This is a genomic window from Chryseobacterium sp. HNCC26DJ238 (assembly GCF_057180465.1).
In genome coordinates this window covers 96104-118449 of the sequence record NZ_JBXUGI010000016.1, presented here as the reverse complement: position 1 = coordinate 118449, position 22346 = coordinate 96104, and the positions used below count along the sequence as shown (strand labels likewise).

Annotated in this window: 14 protein-coding genes; 2 read left to right on the top strand and 12 right to left on the bottom strand. The window is 37.0% G+C overall.

Going from position 1 to position 22346, the window contains the following annotated elements; all coding sequences use genetic code 11:
• Position 1: 1 nt before the first annotated feature.
• The 4 genes from AC2A07_RS15540 to tssD form a co-directional block, all read right to left on the bottom strand.
• Positions 2–1639, bottom strand: a complete 1638-nt coding sequence (locus AC2A07_RS15540; RefSeq protein ID WP_484051141.1) for a polymorphic toxin-type HINT domain-containing protein — start codon at positions 1637–1639, stop codon at positions 2–4.
• A gap of 4 nt (positions 1640–1643) precedes the next feature.
• Complete coding sequence (locus AC2A07_RS15535) at positions 1644–2450, bottom strand: hypothetical protein (protein WP_484051140.1); 807 nt, start codon at positions 2448–2450, stop codon at positions 1644–1646.
• Between the two features lie 6 nt (positions 2451–2456).
• Positions 2457–4667, bottom strand: coding sequence for a type VI secretion system Vgr family protein (locus AC2A07_RS15530; protein ID WP_484051139.1), 2211 nt, complete (start codon positions 4665–4667; stop codon positions 2457–2459).
• 207 nt (positions 4668–4874) lie between these two features.
• Positions 4875–5279, bottom strand: coding sequence for a type VI secretion system tube protein TssD (gene tssD / locus AC2A07_RS15525; protein ID WP_314499570.1), 405 nt, complete (start codon positions 5277–5279; stop codon positions 4875–4877).
• Between the two features lie 1508 nt (positions 5280–6787).
• Here tssD and AC2A07_RS15520 point away from each other — a divergent pair.
• Complete coding sequence (locus tag AC2A07_RS15520) at positions 6788–9049, top strand: glycoside hydrolase family 3 C-terminal domain-containing protein (RefSeq protein WP_484051138.1); 2262 nt, start codon at positions 6788–6790, stop codon at positions 9047–9049.
• A 103-nt stretch (positions 9050–9152) separates the two neighbouring features.
• Here AC2A07_RS15520 and AC2A07_RS15515 read toward each other — a convergent pair whose 3' ends face one another.
• Entirely contained in the window at positions 9153–10139 is a 987-nt protein-coding gene (locus tag AC2A07_RS15515) for a hypothetical protein (protein ID WP_484051137.1), read from the bottom strand.
• Positions 10140–10861: 722 nt separating this feature from the next.
• Between AC2A07_RS15515 and AC2A07_RS15510 the strand changes: the two genes are divergently transcribed.
• Positions 10862–11263 (top strand): helix-turn-helix domain-containing protein, encoded by a 402-nt coding sequence (locus AC2A07_RS15510; protein ID WP_484051136.1) that lies wholly within the window; start codon positions 10862–10864, stop codon positions 11261–11263.
• A 155-nt stretch (positions 11264–11418) separates the two neighbouring features.
• Here the strand turns inward: AC2A07_RS15510 and AC2A07_RS15505 are convergent, their stop codons facing one another.
• The 7 genes from AC2A07_RS15505 to AC2A07_RS15475 form a co-directional block, all read right to left on the bottom strand.
• Positions 11419–13710, bottom strand: a complete 2292-nt coding sequence (locus AC2A07_RS15505; RefSeq protein ID WP_484051135.1) for a GmrSD restriction endonuclease domain-containing protein — start codon at positions 13708–13710, stop codon at positions 11419–11421.
• Between the two features lies 1 nt (position 13711).
• Positions 13712–15541, bottom strand: a complete 1830-nt coding sequence (locus tag AC2A07_RS15500; protein WP_484051134.1) for a DUF262 domain-containing protein — start codon at positions 15539–15541, stop codon at positions 13712–13714.
• A gap of 133 nt (positions 15542–15674) precedes the next feature.
• Positions 15675–16568 (bottom strand): exonuclease domain-containing protein, encoded by an 894-nt coding sequence (locus AC2A07_RS15495; protein WP_484051133.1) that lies wholly within the window; start codon positions 16566–16568, stop codon positions 15675–15677.
• 512 nt (positions 16569–17080) lie between these two features.
• Positions 17081–18823, bottom strand: coding sequence for a DKNYY domain-containing protein (locus tag AC2A07_RS15490; protein ID WP_484051132.1), 1743 nt, complete (start codon positions 18821–18823; stop codon positions 17081–17083).
• A gap of 171 nt (positions 18824–18994) precedes the next feature.
• Positions 18995–19939, bottom strand: a complete 945-nt coding sequence (locus AC2A07_RS15485) for an aldo/keto reductase (protein ID WP_484051131.1) — start codon at positions 19937–19939, stop codon at positions 18995–18997.
• Positions 19940–20303: 364 nt separating this feature from the next.
• Positions 20304–20705, bottom strand: coding sequence for a response regulator (locus AC2A07_RS15480; RefSeq protein ID WP_314497938.1), 402 nt, complete (start codon positions 20703–20705; stop codon positions 20304–20306).
• Positions 20698–22248, bottom strand: coding sequence for a PAS domain-containing sensor histidine kinase (locus AC2A07_RS15475; protein WP_484051130.1), 1551 nt, complete (start codon positions 22246–22248; stop codon positions 20698–20700). The genes AC2A07_RS15480 and AC2A07_RS15475 overlap by 8 nt, the downstream gene beginning before the upstream one ends.
• Between the last annotated feature and the right edge of the window lie 98 nt (positions 22249–22346).

Below are 22346 nucleotides of genomic sequence, written 5' to 3'. Positions count from 1 at the left end.
TTTATGGTGTTATTTCAAATCTAACATTAGTGATACCATTTTGATTAAAAATCTGAGAATAATGTTCAGCTAATTCCTGACTATTTGTATGGTATACTACTTCATCGAATGCATTAGAATATTTTTTTGCCTGACTAAGCATTTTGTTTTGTTCCGCAATAGCCCAAGGCTTTTTATCAAGAGGATTTCTGAGAGACTTATTCCAGTCTTCGACAAATTTTGCTTCAATAGCAACAGTTCTTCCATTTATATTCACAACATTATCAGCAACACCATTTACTAATTGCCCATCAACTATTGCAGAATATTGTCGCGAATTAAAATTTGCAGCACCTCCATATAAATCCTGAATAGCATCTTCATATTCTTGCGCTTTGTCAATTGCTCTATATCGACCATTATGCACCAGAATCCCATCCTCAGTGACATAATAGTTTTCATTATCCTCAATATCAAAATTATAAACTTTTTCGTAATGAGGCAAAGTTTCGGTACTGATGATCGTGGTGTAATCACCACCTTTTAAATGCAGCAAGTCTCCGGCTTTCAGGTTGCCTGCTTCTATCCATTCATCATTACAGAAAAAACGGTGCTCAGGAGTAACCCGTACAAATTCTCCTGTTGGCAGTTCCAGAGAAAGCATCTGCTGGGTAAATCTTTCATATTTCACAAGGATAGATTTGTATTCCTGCTGCTTTGTTTCTTCATTAAAGGTGAGTACCAGATCTCCTTCATCTAAATCTTCAATATTTATCAGCCCATCCGGAGTGTGAACTTTTGTGCCGGCAGGAAAACAGACCAATGTTGCCCCCTTCGCCGCAAAAATCCCCAATATAAGACTTACACCACTTTCCTGTAACTTTTCAACTGCACTTTTGTCGCTGCTCCAGATGTTATACTGTTCATAATAGGCTCCGCCAATTCCCAGTCCACGCATGGTTTTACAGAAGAGTGAGGCATTTTTAAAACCTTTAAAGGTAAACTGTTCGATTAATTCTTTTCGTGCCGTACTCACAAACTGTTTCCCAAATTCACGCCCGAAGGTAGCTGCAGTCTGCCTCGCTCCGGTAACTCCGGCAGCTGTGGTTGCTCCGGCAGCACCTCCTACCATTCCCACAGCACCACGACCCGCAAGAAATCCGAAAGCAAAATTGGCGACATGCCCGAGATTGGTCAGTGCAGCACTTCCCCAGGCTTCCCATGCGGTTTCTTTTGGCGTAATTGTTCCCCCTTCGGCAGGACATACCATAATGGACGACAGGGTAAGCGCTTTGTGGTTTTCAATAGAGAATTTCTGTGCAGTACTCGTCCATTTTCTGGTAGCCGCTGCAGCCTTACATTTTAGTGCTCCTATGGCTACTGCCGCTAAGATGGCTGCTGCAATAATGGCCGCAACCAGCCATCCCGGTCCGGGAATCATTGCACAGATCCCAACCGCTATTCCTGCAACTGCTCCGGCAATAAATGCCGTTTTGCCCAGGCAGATAAAATTATTACCTTTCAAAGTATCAAGCGCTGTTGCAGCCTTATCCCCACTGAAGGTTACAAAATCCTGGCTTGTGACCTTCATCTTTTTAGGCGACATGCCTTTATTACAAACAACATAGTGCTTTTCGGTAAGATACTGTTCGTCTGCCATACTGTTAGAATTCTAAGTGCGTATCCATATAACAATGATAATAAAAGAACTCGCCAAGCTGCTCGGTGATCGTAAAATCAGACCTCAGCAGAATTCTGTCATCATATAAGTACTTTCCTTTTACTTTGTAATCGGGATGCATGTAATTATCTTTTGCAAACTCCCGTAACCTTCGGATCATTTTATCATCTCTGATCATCATTCCTTCAACATTCCATTCACTCAACTGCGGCTCATTCAGTTTTTCATTTACTGAAATGTTTACCGGAATAACTACGCCGGCTCCGAATCTATCCATATCTTCCCTTTTCTGGTAACTTTTACTTCCTTCAGCAAGTGGCTCTTTTCCGAAAATGTAGAAGAACTGATATAGAAAATGGATGTATCGTATGCTTTTGATCTCCATTTCTTCATTGGTTAATTCATATTCTTTGGCACGGATTATTTCATAAGCCTCGATGGGATGGGCGTTGGTCAGCCAGTCTTTAACCTCTTTCCATTTATCACGGATCATCTCACCATTGTAGATCTTGGCGATCTCACCTTTTTTGTTGACCCCGACCTCAAGGGTGCTGTAAATACTGCAGACTTTATTTGTCATTTCGGTAATCTGTACGATCAGTGGATCTTCATACATTTCCAGATTGTATTCCGTTTCCGTAATTTCAAAAATGTGAAAATCTTCATCCGGATCTTTTCCTTTGTAAGTGACTGAGGTTTTAATATTAATTTTATAATTACTGTCTAAACTGTGAACTTTAGTCTTTCCGATAATATCTGTATTATATAAATATTCCTTACCTGCTTCCATCAGAATTTACTTGTTTATGTTGACTTTACTTCCGTTGATCTGCACTTCAGTACTTCCGGTGACTTTTACATTTTTTCCTCCGACCACCGTTTCATTGGTTGCGGATACATGAAACGATTGTGTCGCATCCACTTTAATTTCCTTCCCATTGATTGTGATTTTTCCTTCTTTATCAATGACAATGGTACTCGCACCGACAATAATTTTAAATTCAGCCGTTGCGGTAAGAGACACTTTACCCGATTTATCCATCTGAAGAATTGAGGCTTCACCGACGTTGATCATGCTTGTATTTCCTGCTTTTACAGTATTGTCATTAGCAACATGTACAGAATTATTATTCCCAACCGTTACTGTTTTATCATTATTGGCATTTGTCACAGCGTTTCCGGCTCCGTCAAATTTCATGTGAGCACCGCCCTGATCGGTTAAAAATACAGAGCCTGCTCCGTCGTCCAGTTCCAGCTTATTTCCGCTCCGGCTGCTTAAACTTTTGATATTATTTCCGGTACCTCCACCACCGCCTACCTGTCCGTGGAACATTCCTCCCATAACAAAAGGCCGGTCCGGGTGCTGGTGCGCAAAGTTGACGACCACCTGGTCTCCGACTTCCGGAATGGCCATAAAACCACGGTTTTTACTCACTTTATCACTTCCTCCTGCATCAGGGGTCATTACCCTGATGAATTCCGAAGTATCCTGGCCACTCTGCCAGTCAAACTGTACCTGCACACGGCCCTGATTCAGGGGATCGGTATTGGAAATCACTTTGGCAAACTGGGCATCTGCTCTCGGGCTTTCAAATTCAGGCCGCGGAATATATCCGCAGTCTGCAGCAATTGCTTCAAAATTTCCGGTATAATATCCTCTGGCATCAACTTCATGAGTTACTTCAATCATCATCAGTTTGGTGAAATAGGAAGTCTGATTGGTTTCTGCCTGGCGCATCTCAACATCAGCAGGGCATCCGGGATATAAGAACGGAACCGTAGTGGTTCCTGAAGTAACAAAAACTTCCGAAGCTTTACTTCCTGCCGTACCTTTCTGCGATGCATCAACATCCATAAAAGAAGAAGCCTTGATAGGTGCAACCCTCAGTGAAGGGGTTGTAAATGTTTTTTCTGAAATTTCGTAGGCTCTTTTGGCAATATCAGAACTGTGACTGATTTTTGAGCTTCCTGTTGTCAGCTTTTCATTCTTACTGCTGTTGTAGCCATAGAAGGTTGGGTTGACATGCTGTGCCTTCATGGTAATCCTGACGTCATTCACATTACTACCATAAGTAAGCTTTACGGGTTGCTCTGAAGGGGGCAACTTTCCGAAGTGTAGCACTTCACCATCATAGAAAAACTGTTCACCATAGGCTTCAGCCATTCTGGCTAAATAATTATAATGGGTTTCTTCGTATTGGGAACTGTAAGAGACGTTTCCGTGCTGGGCATCAACCCTGAAATCAAATTTGCTTTCGCCCAGGCCTTCTTTGATCACCTGGTCGGCAATGCTGTTTAAACTGATTTCCTGTGCTCCTCCGAAACTCTGAATATGAGGAGCGGCATCTAAAAGAACGGTGGGACTGTAACCCGTAAGAACAATGTTTCCAAGACTTCCTTTCTCCTGGCTGAAACCTACTTCCGTAATAACGCCAACAAAATTTCTTTCAGGACCATCAATCACATCTTTATATTTGAAAACAACAGTGAGTCTTTTTCCAAGGAAGTTTTGTGCCTCTTCCAGATTATGGTTTTCAGCATTTCCCAGAGAATCATGGGCCAGGGTCAAGCTGAACTGATGATGCCTGACTGCACTCTGGTTGAGTTTAAAATGTTTAAAATGCTGAATTACTTTTCCCTCAACAATCACGTCAAGCTTCACAACCCGGTTGATCCCCAGGATCTGGCTGGTCGGAATGGCGGGCGCATTATGAATTTTTGAGGTCGGCTGTTTTGTCCATACTTTTCCCTCGGCCGTAAGCGGCTCATTCGCCTGCATATTCTGATTCATAAACATCCCTGAAGTATTTCCTGCCTCAGTTGCCGCTGACTGAACTGCAGACGCTTTCTGACTGACCTCCTGAACTTTTCCTCCCGCTTTCTGCAGTTTTTCATCTGCCGGTTCAATTGTTTCTGTTGTTGCAGCCTGCTTAAGGTTTTCTCCCACTGCAGGTGTTTTGACCTTTGGGGGAATCTCAGGTTGTAAAGGTTTATTATCCTGGAACATAGCTTATTATTTTTCAGTTAATGAATGTCTGTTTTCAAATCTGTGCTAACATTCGGAATCTTCCTGAGTAAATGGTAGTAACAGATTTCGATCAGGGATGATCTATCACAGTTGTGGTTGATCCTGTTTTATTCAAACACAGAATAGCCTACCTTATTCAAGCACGCTATTCTGTTACACTATTATGGATTGATGAATCGTACGATCTTATACCGTTGGCCAGATTCCTTCGTAAGCAGAATTACCGTAGTTGATTTTTTCTGCGCTTACCACAAAGCTGATCAGCATAGAATTTTCATCCACTGCATCAAAATCAACTTCGTGCTGAATAACGTACCCGTTTTCCCAGTTTAAAGTGATCAGTGTCCCTTCTTCATGAGATTTGTTGAACGTGATTTCACCTGAGGTCGGTTTGTATTTTCCGTTCAGTAAAGATTCCAGAATGTCGGATTTCTCTGTTGCTTCGATCGTTAATTTGATCAGTGCGTTGGACGGATCTGAGGCTACCCTTCCGGATACGTCTGTGGATCTTGATACGCTATAGTTCAGCTTTAGTAATTTTTGACCTTCGCTTCCGTTGAATTTTAAGATTCCTCTTGAATTTGCTGCCATGATTTGTAAATTTTAAACAGTTAATGAATTGTGATTGTTTGTTTGTATTTCAAAGATAAAAAGGGATTTAATACGAAACAGAAATTAGTATGATTATTTTAAATTTTGTAGTAGTTCTACGATTTACTGTCGTAATTCTACGATAATGAGCAAGTTAATCCAAAAGTCAGAATCATTATATTATCACTCAAAAGTGTATTACAGCCATTATTCTTATCATTCTGTATCAGCGGTGAACAGGTACTTTTCAGGTCGGTGAAGTGATCATTTTAGAAAAAATCAAAAACTCTGAAACTTAAAAATAAACAGGTTCAATCTGCAAAGAAATATTTTTTTCATTCATTCAAAACAAGATATCTAATTTTCAAAACGTCTCTGTTAATGAAATTAATCCCCCTGATCGCATAGATTTAATACCGGTTTTATTCCAAAGCAAAGTTTTATTTAGAATAATGGATATTTTAAGGGAACAAAAATAGGAATCAATGAAATTGATTCTTATAAAGCTCGCTTCATAAGCGACCCTGTCGCCTTTCTTTGCTCCTTTAATAAACAGTATGAAATTGAAAATCTTTGCGTTTAAAATGATATTTTTTTAATAGAATACAGTTCTACTATTTTCAACGCAAAGTTTTATCCAAATGCCGAAGATGAAAGGAGCAAAGAGAGGAATCAATGAAATTGATTCTTATAAAACTCGCTTCATAAGCGACTCTGTCGCATTTCTTTGCTCCTTTAATAAAACGGTATGAAATTGAAATCTTTGCGTTTAAAGATGATATTTTTTTAATAGAATACAGTTCTACTATTTTCAACGCAAAGTTTTATCCAAATGCCGAAGATGAAAGGAGCAAAGAGAGGAATCAATGAAATTGATTCTTATAAAGCTAGCTTCATAAACGACTCTGTCGCATTTCTCTGCTCCTTTAATAAACGGTATGAAATTGAAATCTTTGCGTTTAAAAATGATATTTTTTTAATAGAATCCTGTTCTACTATTTTCAACGCAAAGTTTTATCCAAATCCGGAAGATTGAAGGAGAAAGAAAGGAATCAATGAAATTGATTCTTATAGCTAGCTTCATAAGCGACTCTGTCGCCTTTCTTTGCTCCTTTAATAAAGCGGTATAAAATTGAAATCTTTGCGTTTAAAAATGATATTTTTTTTAATAGAATCCGGTTCTACTATTTTCAACGCAAAGTTTTATCCAAATGCTGAGGATTGAAGCCAAGAGAGGAATCAATGAAATTGATTCTTATAAAGCTTATTTCGTAAGCGACCCTTTAGTATTTCTTTGCTCTTTTAATAAAGCAGTTTGAAATTGAAATCTTTGCATTTACAGAAAGCAACATACCCTTCCACTCAAAAATCAGGAAATAAAAATCCAGTTTCACGATTGAAAACCATCCTATCTCATCCAAATAACCATTTAATAACCAAAATTTTATTTTCTCAAATTGAGATAATAAAATTTTGCTTATTTTTGTTACTTATCAAAAAAGATTTTTATGCTCAAAAAAACGATCTTTCTAAGTTTATTCACCTTACTATCAGCCTCAACTATGGCTCAAAATACCGAAGTTCCCGTTTACCTGGATGAATCAAAACCCGTAGCCCAAAGGGTTCAGGATGCACTATCAAGAATGACGCTGGAAGAAAAAGTAGCCATGCTGCATGCGCAGTCAAAATTCAGTTCGCCCGGAGTTCCACGACTGGGAATTCCTGAATTCTGGACCACCGACGGACCTCACGGGGTAAGACCGGAAGTAATGTGGGACGAATGGGATCAGGCAGGCTGGACGAACGACTCCATTATCGCCTACCCTGCCCTCACCGCCTTATCTGCTACTTGGAACAAAAAGATGTCATGGAACTATGGTAAAGCATTAGGTGAAGAAGCGAGATACAGAAAAAAAGATATCCTTCTCGGACCGGGAGTCAATATTTACAGAACACCCCTGAACGGAAGAAATTTCGAATATATGGGAGAAGATCCTTTTTTAACCTCCAAGATGGTCGTTCCCTACATCAAAGGTGTACAGTCCAATGGCGTGGCAACTTCGGTTAAACACTATGCCCTCAACAATCAGGAAATGTTCCGTCATACGAGCAACGTCACTGTAGATGACCGGACCCTGTATGAAATTTATCTCCCACCATTTAAAGCTGCTGTGACCGAAGGGGACTCCTGGACGATCATGGGTGCTTATGATATGTACAAAGGTCAGTACGCAAGCCAGAATCAGTACCTGCTGAATGACATCCTTAAAAAAGAATGGGGCTACAAAGGAGTGGTAGTTTCCGACTGGGGCGCAGTGAACAATACCGAACAGGCCATTCATAACGGACTGGACCTGGAATTCGGAAGCTGGACCAACGGACTTTCTGCAGGAACCAAAAACGCCTACGACAATTATTACCTGGCACAACCTTACCTGAATCTTATCAAATCCGGTAAAGCAGGGACAAAAGAGCTGGATGACAAAGTGACAAGACTCCTCAATCTGGCCTATAAAACAACGATGAATACCAAGAAGCCTTTTGGAAACGTGGCTTCTGAAGAACACAAAGCAATTGCAAAAGAAATCGGAGAAGAAGGAATTGTCCTGCTTAAAAACCAGGGGAATATCCTTCCTGTTGAAGTGAGCAAAGCTAAAAAGATAGCCGTAATCGGTGAAAACGCCATTAAGATCATGACGGTCGGCGGCGGTTCGTCTTCCCTGAAAGTGAAATATGAAACGTTACCGTTAGAAGGGATCAAATTAAAATTCGGAAAGCAGGCTGATGTGCGGTATGCAAGAGGATATGTAGGAGATATCGGCGGAGAATACAACGGGGTAAAATCCGGGCAGGATCTGAAAGACGACCGTTCCGCAGAAACCTTACTCAACGAAGCGGTAGAGCTGGCAAAAAAGTCAGATTATGTGATCTTTGTAGGTGGACTGAACAAGTCTGACTTTCAGGACAGTGAAGGCAATGACAGAAAAAGTTACGGTTTACCCTATAATCAGGACAACGTAATAGCTGCCCTGGCCAAAGCCAATAAAAACTTTGCAGTCGTTCTGGTTTCAGGAAATGCAGTGGCAATGCCCTGGATCAAGGATGTTCCTGCCATTTTACAGTCCTGGTATCTGGGATCCGAAGCAGGAAATTCAATTGCATCTGTTCTTTCAGGGGATGCCAATCCTTCCGGGAAGCTGCCTTTCACTTTTCCTGTAAAACTGGAAGATAATTCAGCGCACAGACTTGGAGAATATCCTGGAAATAAGGAAGAACTTGCTGCCGGAAAAGGAAAAGACCAGAAAAACCCGATTAACATTACCTACAATGAAGGAATCTTCGTAGGATACCGTTGGCATGACACAAAAAAGATCAAACCATTATTCAGTTTCGGACATGGGCTAAGCTATACCACTTTTGAATTTGGAAAAGCCCAAGCCGACAAAAAGACTATAGGACAAAACGATACCATCACTTTCACCGTGACCGTCAAAAATACCGGTAAAAAAGCAGGAGCCGAAGTAGTACAGCTGTACATCAGTGACCTGAAATCTTCTGTTCCGCGCCCGGCAAAAGAACTGAAGGGTTTTGAAAAGGTATTTTTAAATCCCGGAGAGCAGAAAGAAGTAAGCATCACGGTAGATAAGACTGCGCTGAGCTTCTTCGATGCTGATCAGCATCAATGGGTGGCCGAACCCGGTGACTTTGAAGCACAGATCGGAAACTCATCCGATGCCATCAAAACCAAAGTGAAGTTCACTTTACAGTAACACCAATACTATATTTCATAACAATCCCCGGTTCTCTAACCTGTCAGTTACCGGGGATTTTTGTTTCGGTGAAGCATCATTTCATCTCTGTTCCCAACTAATTTTAATCACTGCCGGATTCATTGATAATGAAGGCATTGTTACTTGTATCACCGTTTTTATTATAAGTGTAAATAACTGTTTTATACATCATGCAGATTTCATCAGGTTGCCGTACACCTGCTGAAGGAGAAACCTTTCTCCCCACCGGCTTTCTGTGAATCGAAGCCACATTTTTCCGGGATGGGATAAAACGGAGGATTTTACTGAATTCAGAAAAACGGGCAACGGTCATTCTGTATAATTGAAGTTCTGCTGATTTTACCGTTTCATACCATTCTGAGCTTTCAGCAGATTCATCCTTCCCTCTCGCAGCAGCTTTGATGGAAGCATTCATGTTGCGGATGAGTTGGGAGATGTTCCCGTTTTTCATCCTGAAGATCTCCCGGATTTCAGGAATATAGATACTGAGGCGGGAAAGCCTGAATTGAAGATCCTGATTTACAGAAATACTTCCGGTGAATAGATGTTCGAGATATTCGATGTGATGTTGAAAAACCGACAGATAGCTCAGGAATGCACTGGCATACAGGTGACGCAGATCCAGCTGTGCAGTTTCTTTCATCAGGAGCTGGTGGTCATGGTCAAATCTTTTTCTGAAGAGCTGCATATTCCTGATGAACGTTTCCCGGTCAGCAGATTCAGAAATGGGAGTTGCATCTGCATTCCTCTGCCAGATCAGTGCAGATGGCTGTGTATAATACACGTAAAAAGGATTTCCCAGCTTCAACTGAAGACGTACGCGGTCAACATATGAAATAAAGATCCGTACATTATACCTTGTTACTGATGCAGTGATCCATTTTCTCTGACGGAGGGTTTCGGCATCTTCCCAATCCTGCATCAGAATGAACAGGTCAGTGTATCCTGACGTTTTGGTGGGGAACACGTATAGCTGAATAACCGAAAATTCATGTACTGCCTGATGAATCTGATTTCTGAGCACCTCATCTTTTAAAGGAACGCTTAATTTCTTTTCTTTTTTCATCATTTGTGTTTTTAAAATCGTGATACAAATTTGTGAATGGTTGTACGGTTATGAAAGTAACCGAATGCCTATTCTATACATTGACGGTTTCTTTTTTAGGTAATCTGACTGGGATTTGGTACTTAAAAAATGTAAATTTTTCTCACGAGAATATTTCAGTTTTTTTCTAAAAAACACCGAAACTATAAGTATTGTATCGAAGAATATCCTATCCCTACAAAAGGCATATTGCAGTCAATCCCTACCATTCACTCGTGAAGTTTTTTTTCTGATATGGCTGAAGGTATGCTACAATAACAAATCCATCTGTTCGAGTAGAATTCTGAAAGAATTTGTCTCGAGAACAAGTGAATTTAAAACAAAACTTCTTAATCAATTCAAAAAGTTCTCGATACGGTTTTCTTAAATTTAGAACCCTTGTCTTTTATCGATAAGTTTACGGCTTTGTTTATCTTAAAAACACAATATTTTTGAAAATAATCTTTGTCTAACCTTGCGATAAATTTAAAAATAATTAAAAGCTTCGCCGTAGCTGAGTTGAATACCCTTGCGAACGAAAAATATTTTCAGGATTTTTAAAAAAACTTTGCCCCCCCGTAACGTTAAAAACAACATTAATCCTTACCCAAAAGTTTGCATTAGGATTTTCACCCGATAATTTTTAACTTTACTTTTCGTACGGTTATCATAAGGCTGTATCTTTATCGCTCAGAAAAATAAAACACATGGAACAGAAAGTACATCAGGGACGCAACGTCAAAAGATTCAGGGAAATGCTGGGAATTAAGCAGGAAGCTTTGGCTTTTGACCTCGGTGATGAATGGAATCAAAAGAAAGTCTCCCTTCTTGAACAAAAAGAAACCATCGACGATCCCTTACTCCAAAAAATCTCTGAAATCCTGAAAATACCCGTAGAAGCCTTTCAGAATTTCGATGAAGAAAATGCGGTGAATGTGATTGCGAATACCTATTCTTTCCAGGACTTTAGTGACAACGCCGTTGCTTCAGGATTTAATTATCAGCCATCATTCAATCCTGTCGACAAAGTAGTAGAGTTATATGAGCGGATGCTTGAACAGCAGAAGAGTATGATTGATAAGCTTGAGAAATTGTTGCAAAATAAATAGAGTAAGCCTGAGAAAATTCTCAGGCTTTGATCTTATAAAGTTCTATATATCTTAAGCATATATCTTATAGAAAATTGTTAATTAGTTTCTTATATCTTTCTAAGCTTTATCAAAATTTCGGAGATCCACTTTTTTTGTATAAATTGTATATCTAATTATAGATTTTCTAATATATACTTTAGTACTTCACTCCTTTTTTTAGAGTAAAATTTTTCCTTACCATAAACTAAGGCAAGAAATTCTCTGGTATATCCAATATTATAAAACACCTTTATCTTTTTCTTCCCAATAGAAACAATTCCACTTCTACCATACTGTTCTACAAATTTAATTTCAGAATTGTAATTATTATTTTGTAACTCCCTTTGTAAAAGTAAGGTTTGTAATTCAATTGCTTTATTACTAAATTTTGTCTGATTTAGTAAATGAATATCATTTCCTTCATCCCAAAATCTAATGTAATAATTATTTCTATATCCAATTAAATCAGGATTATTAATGAAGTTAGATCGCCAATCATTTTTTGAAACGGGATAATCCTTTTTTATTCTCTTTAAGTTATCAATAGGAGTTATTTCGACATTTGTTGAATCAAGCAAGGTTTTTAAATAATTTATTTTATTGTGCCAATCTGGACGATTTGAAAATACTTCTCTAAAGTATCTCTTCCAACTTACATCCCTATCATTATTACTCAATAAAAAACAATCATTTGTAGAATGTACTAAAAAATCTCCGATAGAAAGAAATGCTGCTCTGAATTGCTGCTCTTCAAATTCAATTAGACCGTTATTATCAAAATACATTAAAAATTTTTCAAAATAGTTATTTAATAAATTGGTAAAATGATCATTCTCAGAATCACTCCAATCTAAATTCCTATGTTGACTGAAATAATTTTGGATTCCCGAAAAAGTTAGCAAAAAATTTATTTGATTATTCAAATAACCGTGAGATTCTATTTTAGAAATTAAATTTTTCCACTTAAGACTTTTATCAATAAGCAGTATCTTTATTTTTTCTTCAATTATTTGATTACCATCAAACCCCATAATTTCTGATTCTATAAATGTTTTATGAATATCAGTCTTATAATTTTCAAATAAAATATTTAAGCCTTTGACACTTTTAGTAAAATCTTCTGAATCATTAAAATAAAATGGAGCAATCGTCAAATTATTTAAAAGACGTTCAAAATTTATTAATTCGTCCAAACGATTATCATCTTCATCAACTAATTCTATAAATTTAATAATTCCATAAAATCGTAAACGTTCAATGTAAATTTGACGAAAGTTTTTCTCAAATACGCTACTATTAATTAATTTTTCTTTATCAAAAAAATACTTTTTAGCTAAATAATCATTTACTAACCCGTCTTCACTAACTAAAATATCTAAAAAATTTATAAAGTCTATAATGGTTTTTTCAGTTAGTAGTCCAAGACTTTTCAGTTGATAAAAAGAAGGCTGATAGATTCCTTTTTGGAAATTATTTCTTATCTCATCAAAATTTTTGTTCTCATCCAGTGCCATATTGTTGATGGCTATAAATGAAATGATATTTAACAACTTATCATCGAAGAGGTCAGTAGTAACATCTCTTTTATCCCAGAAAAAGTCAGTCCAAATTGTGTCAATTCTCGTGATGAAATAGGTTTCGACATCAACATTTTTAATTCCTTCACTATGTTTTAATGTGTAATTATAATTGTCATTATATGAATGTGATTTTATAAACTTGCCAAGCTCTGCCTTTAAGTTTTCAAATCTTGTTAATGGTTTTCCCCGCGCATTCATTTTAATATATAAATCATCTGTTAATCCCAGCTGATTTATATTAAGAAAATTAAAGGTAATTAAAGTTTGCGATTGAATTAGTTTATCAAAATCAACGGTAACATCCTTAAAAACTAATTCTATTTCATTGACCATATTAATCATTGAAGTAATAGAATTATCTAATGCCCAATTACTGAAAAACCATTTTTTATTCTCGATTTTACTTATTAAATTTTTGTCTTTTTGCACAAAGTCTTCGTATGTAAAATCATTAATTAATTTTATTAAAAAACTATTAGTTGACTGGCGGGTCTGATACTTAAACCTATTAAATTGTACTACATAGTCGTGCATTTTATTTTCCTTTAATGCAAAATACCAGTAGACTAAATAGAGAGTTGTGAGCCTTTGTTGTCCGTCCAAAGGTATGAATGAATTATTTTCTATATAACCATAAACAAAATCTAATTGAAGATTTTTATCGTCATTTGAGCCTATTTCAATAGTTTCTTTAATATTTTCTAAAAATTGTTTTCTAATCTCATCTGAATCTGGGTTTAATCTACCCTGTACATAATCTCTTTGTATCATTGGAATCTCGATACCTTTAGAAATGTCTAATCCCTCTATCTTATTTGATAATATATTATATAATGTTGTTTTCATATTAATTTAAATAGCTTTTCAATACTTTTTTAATATCAGCTAGATATGCGATCTTATCATCTTTTGTCCAATAAGAAATATGTTTAGGGAAAATAGTGTGATATTTAAAAAAAATTCTCTTGGTCTCATTCGGAATAAAATGACCTTGCTTGTCGCGTTCAATTATCTTCATACGCTTTACATCAAATAAGGAATTGTTAAGTGCTGAATTAGATTTCCCGTCAAGCAATGTTAAGTTTGTAATAGAATCTTCATCTAATAATTCCAGATGCTCGCTGATAACATTTACATCATCATCTTCATTTGAAGAAATACTATCTATGGTTTCAATATTTTTCAGATAAAAACTTGAAACCTCATTAAACACATCAATAAAAGAAGTACTATCTAACTTCACTTCAGAAATATTTGTTATGAGATTTTTCATTTTTAAAGCTAAGTGACCAGCTTCTGAACTATTATAATTTTTTAGTGTATCATAGTTTTCTATCAACCACAATTCATAATCATCTGATTTCAGATCAGCTGAATTTTGTGCATAGATGTGTTCTAAACTCCATTTGCTCTCAGAATATAATCTAAATGGAAATTTAATATCTTCATCCTTAATATTGTAAGTGCTGAGAACATTATATAGTAAAAGTATTTTGTTTAGCAAATCTGAATTTTTACCATACCTGAGATTAGTAAGGGTAGGCATATTCAATAATGAATTAATTTCATCATCTATAAATGAAGAAAATTTATCTCGATCCAATTCCAGATATTTTTTCTTTAATGTTCTAATAGACAATTTTTGATTTATTAAAAAACCAAGAAAATGATAATAGTAATGATTTGAGTACCATTCTTCCATTATCTGAACTATAAATTTTATGTCTCCCCACTTTTGTTCAATAAGTGAGAGATTTTTTGACTGCAAACTTGATAAATATGCATCATCAGCCTTGTTTTTCTTGATTACGCTGTAAAACTCTCTAAATGAAGCATATTTATTTTCTGAAGTCGTATCACAAATTAACTCTAAGATGTAATCAATTCTTGTTTCATATTGTTTGCTTCCACTATATATAAAACTCCAAAAGTTCTTGTCCTGCAATTTATCTTGTAGTTCATCCCATTCTATAGCTATTTTGTTTTGCTGTAAATTCAGATAATTGATGTTAATTTCTTTCGAACCAACTAGCAGGTTATTTTTACTTAAAAAAAGTGCTTTGACTAATTCAGCATTAGTTAAAGGTATCTTACCTACATTAATTCTGGTAAAAACTTCAATAGCATCAGTGTCCTCAATAATCTGATACCATATGAATTCTATCTTTTGTATAAACGAAGTATATAAGACAGAATATAAATCAAGATGAGTTGATGATTTAGAATCAATCCATTTTGTAACTAGGTCAAATGCTTTATCTATAAAGTAGTAATCTGGATTATTAAGAATCACTTGATTTTCTTCACCTAAATTGTTTAAGAAATATTCGCTGTTTGGTCTAGTTTGATAGCTAAGCGTAAAGGACTGTAATTTAGGGAGATATTTTTTTAAACTTTTTAAAATTATGAAAATGGTGGTCAATCTTTGTTGTCCATCCAAAACTTCAAATTTACCATCACTCATCTCCTTCACAACTATTGGCTGAAGACAATATTTTTGCTGGGCATCCTGATAAACAAATTCAAATAAATCTTCCAACAAATCATTGACTTCATCATTGCTCCATCTATATCCTCTTTGATAAGATGGTATATAAAAATTATATAGTGGTGCGCCTTCACTATTTTGTTTAAGCAGCTCTCCGACAGCAATTGGTTTTAATATATTTTCTTTCATACTATTAATTAGTTTTGTTTCTTCTCAACTCACCCTCATTTTCTTACTAAACTTTTAACCATTACAAAACTACTATCAACACATCTAATTATCATGATCTCCTAATTATCAAAAACCCTTTATAAATTGATTGTTAACCAATTAAAAACTCCCCAATCAACCCCAGCAACTCCTCCTCACCCATCACTGCAATACTTAAAGCAGTAATTTTTTCCATCTTCTTTGGTCCGGCTCCGGTTCCTACCAGCACCAGATCTGTATTTTTTGAAATACTGGTGTTGATATCTGCACCGCAGTCGAAGAGAATCCGGGCTAGTCTGTTTCTCTGTTTCGGGAAAGCAGAGAACTCTCCGGTGATGACTACTTTTTTAGAATAGAAATAATGATTTTCGTACTTCGGTTTTTCAGTGGGATATATCAGGGAAGAATCAATTTTCTTTGAAGCAAAACTTTCGGCTAAGAAATCTGTCTTTGCAGTATCTTTTTTTATTTTAGAATCAGGAGAGAATGAACTGTTCAGTTTAAAAAACTGATTCATTTTCAGGAAGATCAATCCACAGACCTCAGCATCATACTGAGAATTGTGATGAAGATTTTCACTGAACTCCAGATTAAAAAGTTCTGCAAGAGTCGATAATTTATGATTGTTCAGATAAGGAAAAAGCTGTTGCGACAGTTGTAAGGTACAAATTGATTTGAAATCAGGTCTGTCCATTTCATAAAAGTTAAACAGGCTTTCCAGAATCGGAAATTCTACCGTACATCCGTTGTGGGCAATGACCAATTGATTTTCAATATGTTCGCGGATGCTATTCCAGACCACAGGAAAATGAGGAGCTGTGCAGGTATCCTGTGAGGTGATTCTGTGAATAGAGGTATGAAGCGGAAGGTATTCATTCCCGGGAGGCTGTACGAGATAGTTTTCTGAAAATAACAGGCAGCCATTTTCAAATACTGAAATACCAATACTGCAAACAGAACACGAGTCATTGTTTGCCTTCTCAAAGTCAACAGACGTAAATTTCATTTTCGGGGTTAAAGTTTTGTCAAATGTAACGAAAAAAACATTTCCCCAATTATGGGAATCCACATTTTTGATCTTTTCTGATTATGATGAGGCAATAAGGTGTGAATTACTTTTCTTTTAAGAACAAGAAAACGAATAGGTTGCAGTAAGAGAAGGTATTTAATTTATTTTTAACGCAAAGATTTAGTTATATGATGCGCTACTGAAGGAGCAGAGAAAGATGGCAAAGCTGCTTTTCAGTTGTTGTCATAGTAATTTTTAAAAGATTAAATTTTTCAGTATTTACAATATTTAAGGAAGAACCCTTTATCAGCTAAAAATTCGTGTTGTCCCTCAGAATTATGAAAGATTAAAACAGTATCAAAATTTGGAAGATAAATTTCAAACAGGTTTTGATTGCTCTGACATACCTTCTTTCTTTACCTGCATCGTTACACCCTGCGATGTTGTAAAGCTTTTATTATTCATTCTTACAAAAATCTTTCATAAAATTACCCTCCCCTGTCGACTCCTCACCGATCAAACTCACTTTCAATTCCTTTCTCCTTCAACTGAGTCTGCAGCTCTTTGGTGTAAAGACGGATTTTACGTTCAGATTCCGGGAACAGTGAAACTCCTGAAGCAAATGTAAAAAACCTGCTGGTTGCCCCTTTCTTCATCATGATAAAAAATCTTCCCTGGTAGCCGCCGTTGCGGGCTCCGGATTTAACCGTGCTAAAAACGACTTTCCGAATGTCAGATATTTTATACTTATTGAAAGTGAATGTATTGATGATCAAAAAGTCTTCCCTGAAGAAAAACGGAGCAATCTTTTTATTTCTGAATAAAAACAGGATCAGGAAAAGCAATCCGAAAACACTGCCCATGATCCAAAAGATGAGGTTACTCCCGTTATCCGGGAAATCAGTAGTGGCGGTCCACACTTTTTTACTCTCTGCCTCCAGTAATTCACCTGAACGGTCGAGATTTCTGATCTCTTCACTGCTCAGGTTCTGAGAAGCAGCCATTTGTTTTGTGGTCTCCTGATTTTTGATCTGATAGACGGCAGAAGGCATCAGCTGAGAACCTCCCATATCATCAAAGTAAAAATAACGGTTTCCGGACTGCCATATACTTCCATTATCTGAATTTCCGAAATCTACCTGACGGAGGCTTGATGCGGGCACGTCTTCCAATTCGAGAAGATGGGTACTCCTGCCCTGCAGACCCGATTTGCGGCTTCGGTTTTCTGTTTCTTCCAGGTAATACATCTTATTACCGCTGATAAAAACATCCGGACTTATTTCTTTATAAGAGTTATTCGAAAAAGGGTTTTCACCCGCACGTTCCACTTCCTCTGTATCGGTATTATAGAAATACATCCCGTCTTTTGAAGTGAATATTGCCTGATTGGCGTGGATCAGATGGCTACTCAGCAATTGATACGGTGCTTTTTTGCGGTCAAAAGATTTTCCGTCAACATAGACCATTCCGCCTTTCCCATCGATTAGATAAGCATTCCTTGAAGGAAGATCGCCGTCTATATGAATTTCATACAGTGAAGTATTGTAAGGTAACGGCAGCCGTTGATTCTGAAAATAAACACGCTTGCCATCCGTAAAATAATCGTTACTCTCATATCCCTCCCTTTCTTCCTCACGAATGAATAACGGACGGATACTGTGAGGATCTGCTTCAGGAAGAGGCATCCCTCTGTAAAATACCTGCTGATCGCTGACGGCTATTCCAAATCCTTGCCCTGAACGATACTTTCGCCCTTTGGGAAGTTCTGTAAACCGATACCAATAATTTTGGGGCTTGTCTGCAATATTCAGCTGATATCCCAGCAGCTGAATCATATATCCCAGACCACTCAGTGATTCATTGGCTTCTGTAATAGGATCAACATAATAGGTAATAGTACCGTCCGTATAATAATTATTTCCCAGAACGGTAAGTTTTTTGGGATCTAACCCTTTCAGAATGATATTTCCTGCGTAGACATTTTTTGAATCAGAAGCGATGTGGGAATCCATTCGGTCTGGAATTGTTTTAAATGTGGACAGGTCAGCGCCTTTTACTTCATAATATCCATTGCTTGGTACCTGAGCATAGACATTTCCGTTATAAGTAGAGAAGATACCGTTCAGTTCTATATCATGCTGATCAAAATCAAACGAGTTTTCACGGTCAGACATAAGCGCATAAATCAAGGCTGCTGTCGTGAAGATAACGAGAATCAAAAAAAAGTAAAATACGTAACGATATCTGTACATGGATATGATCTAGTTTATTTTCTTATGATTATTATACTTACACAAAAATTGAAAGCCTCTTACGTCTATCGCATCAAAACTCTTCTGTTTTACTGATAAACAGAAAAAAAATCCCCTTTCTTATTGAAAATATCAAAAGCCGGGGATTTTTATATATCATGTGCACGAAGTCTAATGACTCACTGCATTCAATAGTTCTATATCTTCGGTACTCAACTGTAATTCAGGAGCCTGGAATAAAGTGGCAAGCTGTGATTCACTTGTGGCACTTACGATAGGAGCAGTCACCAAAGGATTGGCTAACAGCCAGGCCAAGGCTACTGATGCCTGAGTCGTTTTATGCCTTTCGCTGATCTGATCCAGCGCTTTCAGTACATCTGTACCTTTTTCATTAAGATATTTTCTTACCCCTTCTCCTCTTGCACTTTTAGAAAGGTCCTCTTCCGTACGGTATTTACCTGTTAAAAAACCGGCAGCCAATGACCAGTAAGTAAACACACTCAGGTCATATTCTTTGACCAGATCGGCATATTCTGTTTCAAATTTTTCTCTTTCAAGAAGATTATAATGCGGCTGTAAAGCGACATATTTAGGAAGATTATTTTTTTCTGCGGCTTCAAATGAAGCTTTCAGACGGTCAGGAGACACATTTGATGCTGCGATATATCTCACTTTTCCGGCTTTAATCACCTCATCATAGGCTTGCAGTGTTTCTTCAACCGGAGTTTTCTTATCGTCAAAATGAGTATAATACAAGTCTATACGATCTGTCTGAAGTCTTGCAAGGGATTCATCTACAGATTTCAGGATATGTCTTTTACTGATCTCAAAACCATGTTCTTTTGTTTCCGAGCCGACCTTGGTAGCGATGACCAGGTCATTCCGGTTTGCACGCTGTTTCATCCACTTTCCGATGATCTCTTCAGACTGTCCGCCTTTTCCATTCACCCACCATGAATACGTATCTGCCGTATCGATGAAATTAAAACCTCCACCTGTAAATTTATCAAGAATATCAAAGGACTGTTTCTCATCCAAAGTCCAGCCAAAAACATTACCGCCGAAATTGACAGGGGCTATTTCTAAATCTGTGTTTTTAATTATTCTCTTCTGCATATGTTTTATTTTAAAAATATTAATATTTGAAACTTCAGGATACAGAGGATCAGTGAATCCTGAGTTCCGTTATTCTATATTAAATGGCAGTCATAATTATACCATATCATTAACAAAGTTTATCACAGATAACTTTCTTTAAACCTTAAAAAAGTTGTTTTAATTTGAAGCAATAACTTTGTGATGATATAAAATGAATTTTCATCTCATAGAAAATAGGGACAGACTTTGAGAAGTCTACCTTAATCTATAGATGAAATATCATCCGGCATTATTTTGTTCCATTAAAAAACCTTTCCCATAAAGGAAAAGGATATATTTTCAGATGATCAATATGTTGTCATACTTCAATTCAGTTCGTTATCTATACCGTAAAATCGAGCTTGGATCCTACTCCTCCCGTATGTGGAAGCAACTGTCTAATTTTAACAATCAGGTCGTCCATATCAAACGGCTTAGGCATAAAATCTGTTGCTCCTGCATTTCCGGCAATATTACTGCCGTCAACACTTGCAGAAAGTACGATCACCGGAAGGTTCTCAAATTCTTCCGTGGAACGCAGTGCTTTAAGAACCTGATCTCCTGACAGTACAGGCATCCATAAATCTAACAAAAGAAGATCCGGCGACTGGCTCTTCATTTCTTTGATCAGATTGGTGCTGTTGATCTCGGTATATACATCAAAGCCCTCTGATTCAAGCAGCATCTGCAAAACATCCAATATACCCTGGTCGTCATCACAGACCATTATTTTACTATTATCCATTATCATCAACTTTCATAATTGGTAAGGTAAAGCTAAAGGTAGATCCTTTGCCTATTTCACTCTCCACCCACAGGGTCCCTTTGTGGTTGGCTATAATTTCGTGTGAGATATACAGTCCGATTCCCAATCCCGGAAATTTTTTCTGAATATCTCTCGCTCTAAAAAATCTTTCGAATATTTTCACTTTATCCGGTGCACTGATGCCCATTCCAAAATCAGTCACTGAAACTTTAACAAAATTCCCCACCTTATTGACATAAACATCAACCTTATCTGAACCAGGTGAATATTTAATAGCATTTGATATCAGGTTATTAATCACCTGCGAAATCTGTAGCTCATCACCTAAAATCAATGCTTCAGTATGATCATGCAGTGATATTTTATAGTCGGGGGTTGCTAAGGAAAGATTTTCAACGGTATCCCTGATGGTTTTATTAACATCAAAAGGTTCATTATGCAGTTCAATATTCCCTGACTGAATTTTTGAGGTGTCTAAAAGTTCAGTAATTAAGTTATTGAGCCGGTCTACGTAGGTACCCACTTTATCCAGGGTAGATAAATATTTTGTGGAAGACCCCTCCGGAGGCATTCTCTGTAAAAGCTGTACAAGCCCTTTAATGGTTGTCAGCGGTGTTTTTAACTCGTGGCTTGCAATCGAAAGGAAATCATCCTTACGTCGGTCCATTTCTCGTTTCTCTGTAATATCTTCAATAGCAATCAGGATACGGTCTTTGTACTGACCTTCAAATTCTATACGGTAAGCATTCAGAAGCATAATCTTTTTGCCGATATGCGGGAAATCATGTTCCACCTCAAAATCAATAACCGGATTGTTAGTCGGAAGAATCTTCAGCAAAAGTTCACGAAGCTGCTCAATATCCCACTGATGGTTTCCAAGTTCAAAAAGTAACGATCCTACGGTATCTTCAGAAGTAACTTTAAACGTATTGAGAAAATGACTGTTGGCACTCAGAACTTTATATTCAGCGTCCAGAACCAAAAGGCTTTCACGAACAGTCTGAATGATACTGGAAAGAAATATTTCGTTATCCTGAAGCTGCTTGGTTCTTTCGTGAATCCTTTTTTCAACGGATGCTTTTTCTTCTCTCAGTTCATGTTCAGCTTTCTTACGGTCAGTGATATCATTCTGTACACCGATAAAATTAGTCACCTCACCATTCTCATTTTTTACAGGAGAAACAAACAGTTCATTCCAGAAAAGTTTACCGTTTTTCTGATAATTTCTGATCTCTACCCTGCATTCCTCACCTGCATTAATATTTTTTTTGATTTCATCTCTTTCTGGCTGAGACCTGTCCTGAGCCTGCAAAAAACGGCAGTTGTGACCGATGATTTCATTATGCTTATATCCTGTAATGGTTTCAAACGCCTTATTACAGTAGATAATAGGATTATCCCGCTGTGTATTATCTGTGATGATGATACCTGAATTTGCAGAATTTAACGCTAACAGGTAAATATCTATATTATTTCCTAAGTTCCTTATGGTGTCAGAATGAGATTTCTTCGGTGTTTCCAATTTGTTGCTGTTTTAATAACAATTTGTGGCATTATATTACGACAGATGAGAAAATAATCAGCCATTTTTAATAATGCAGTAACTATCGACAACCAAAA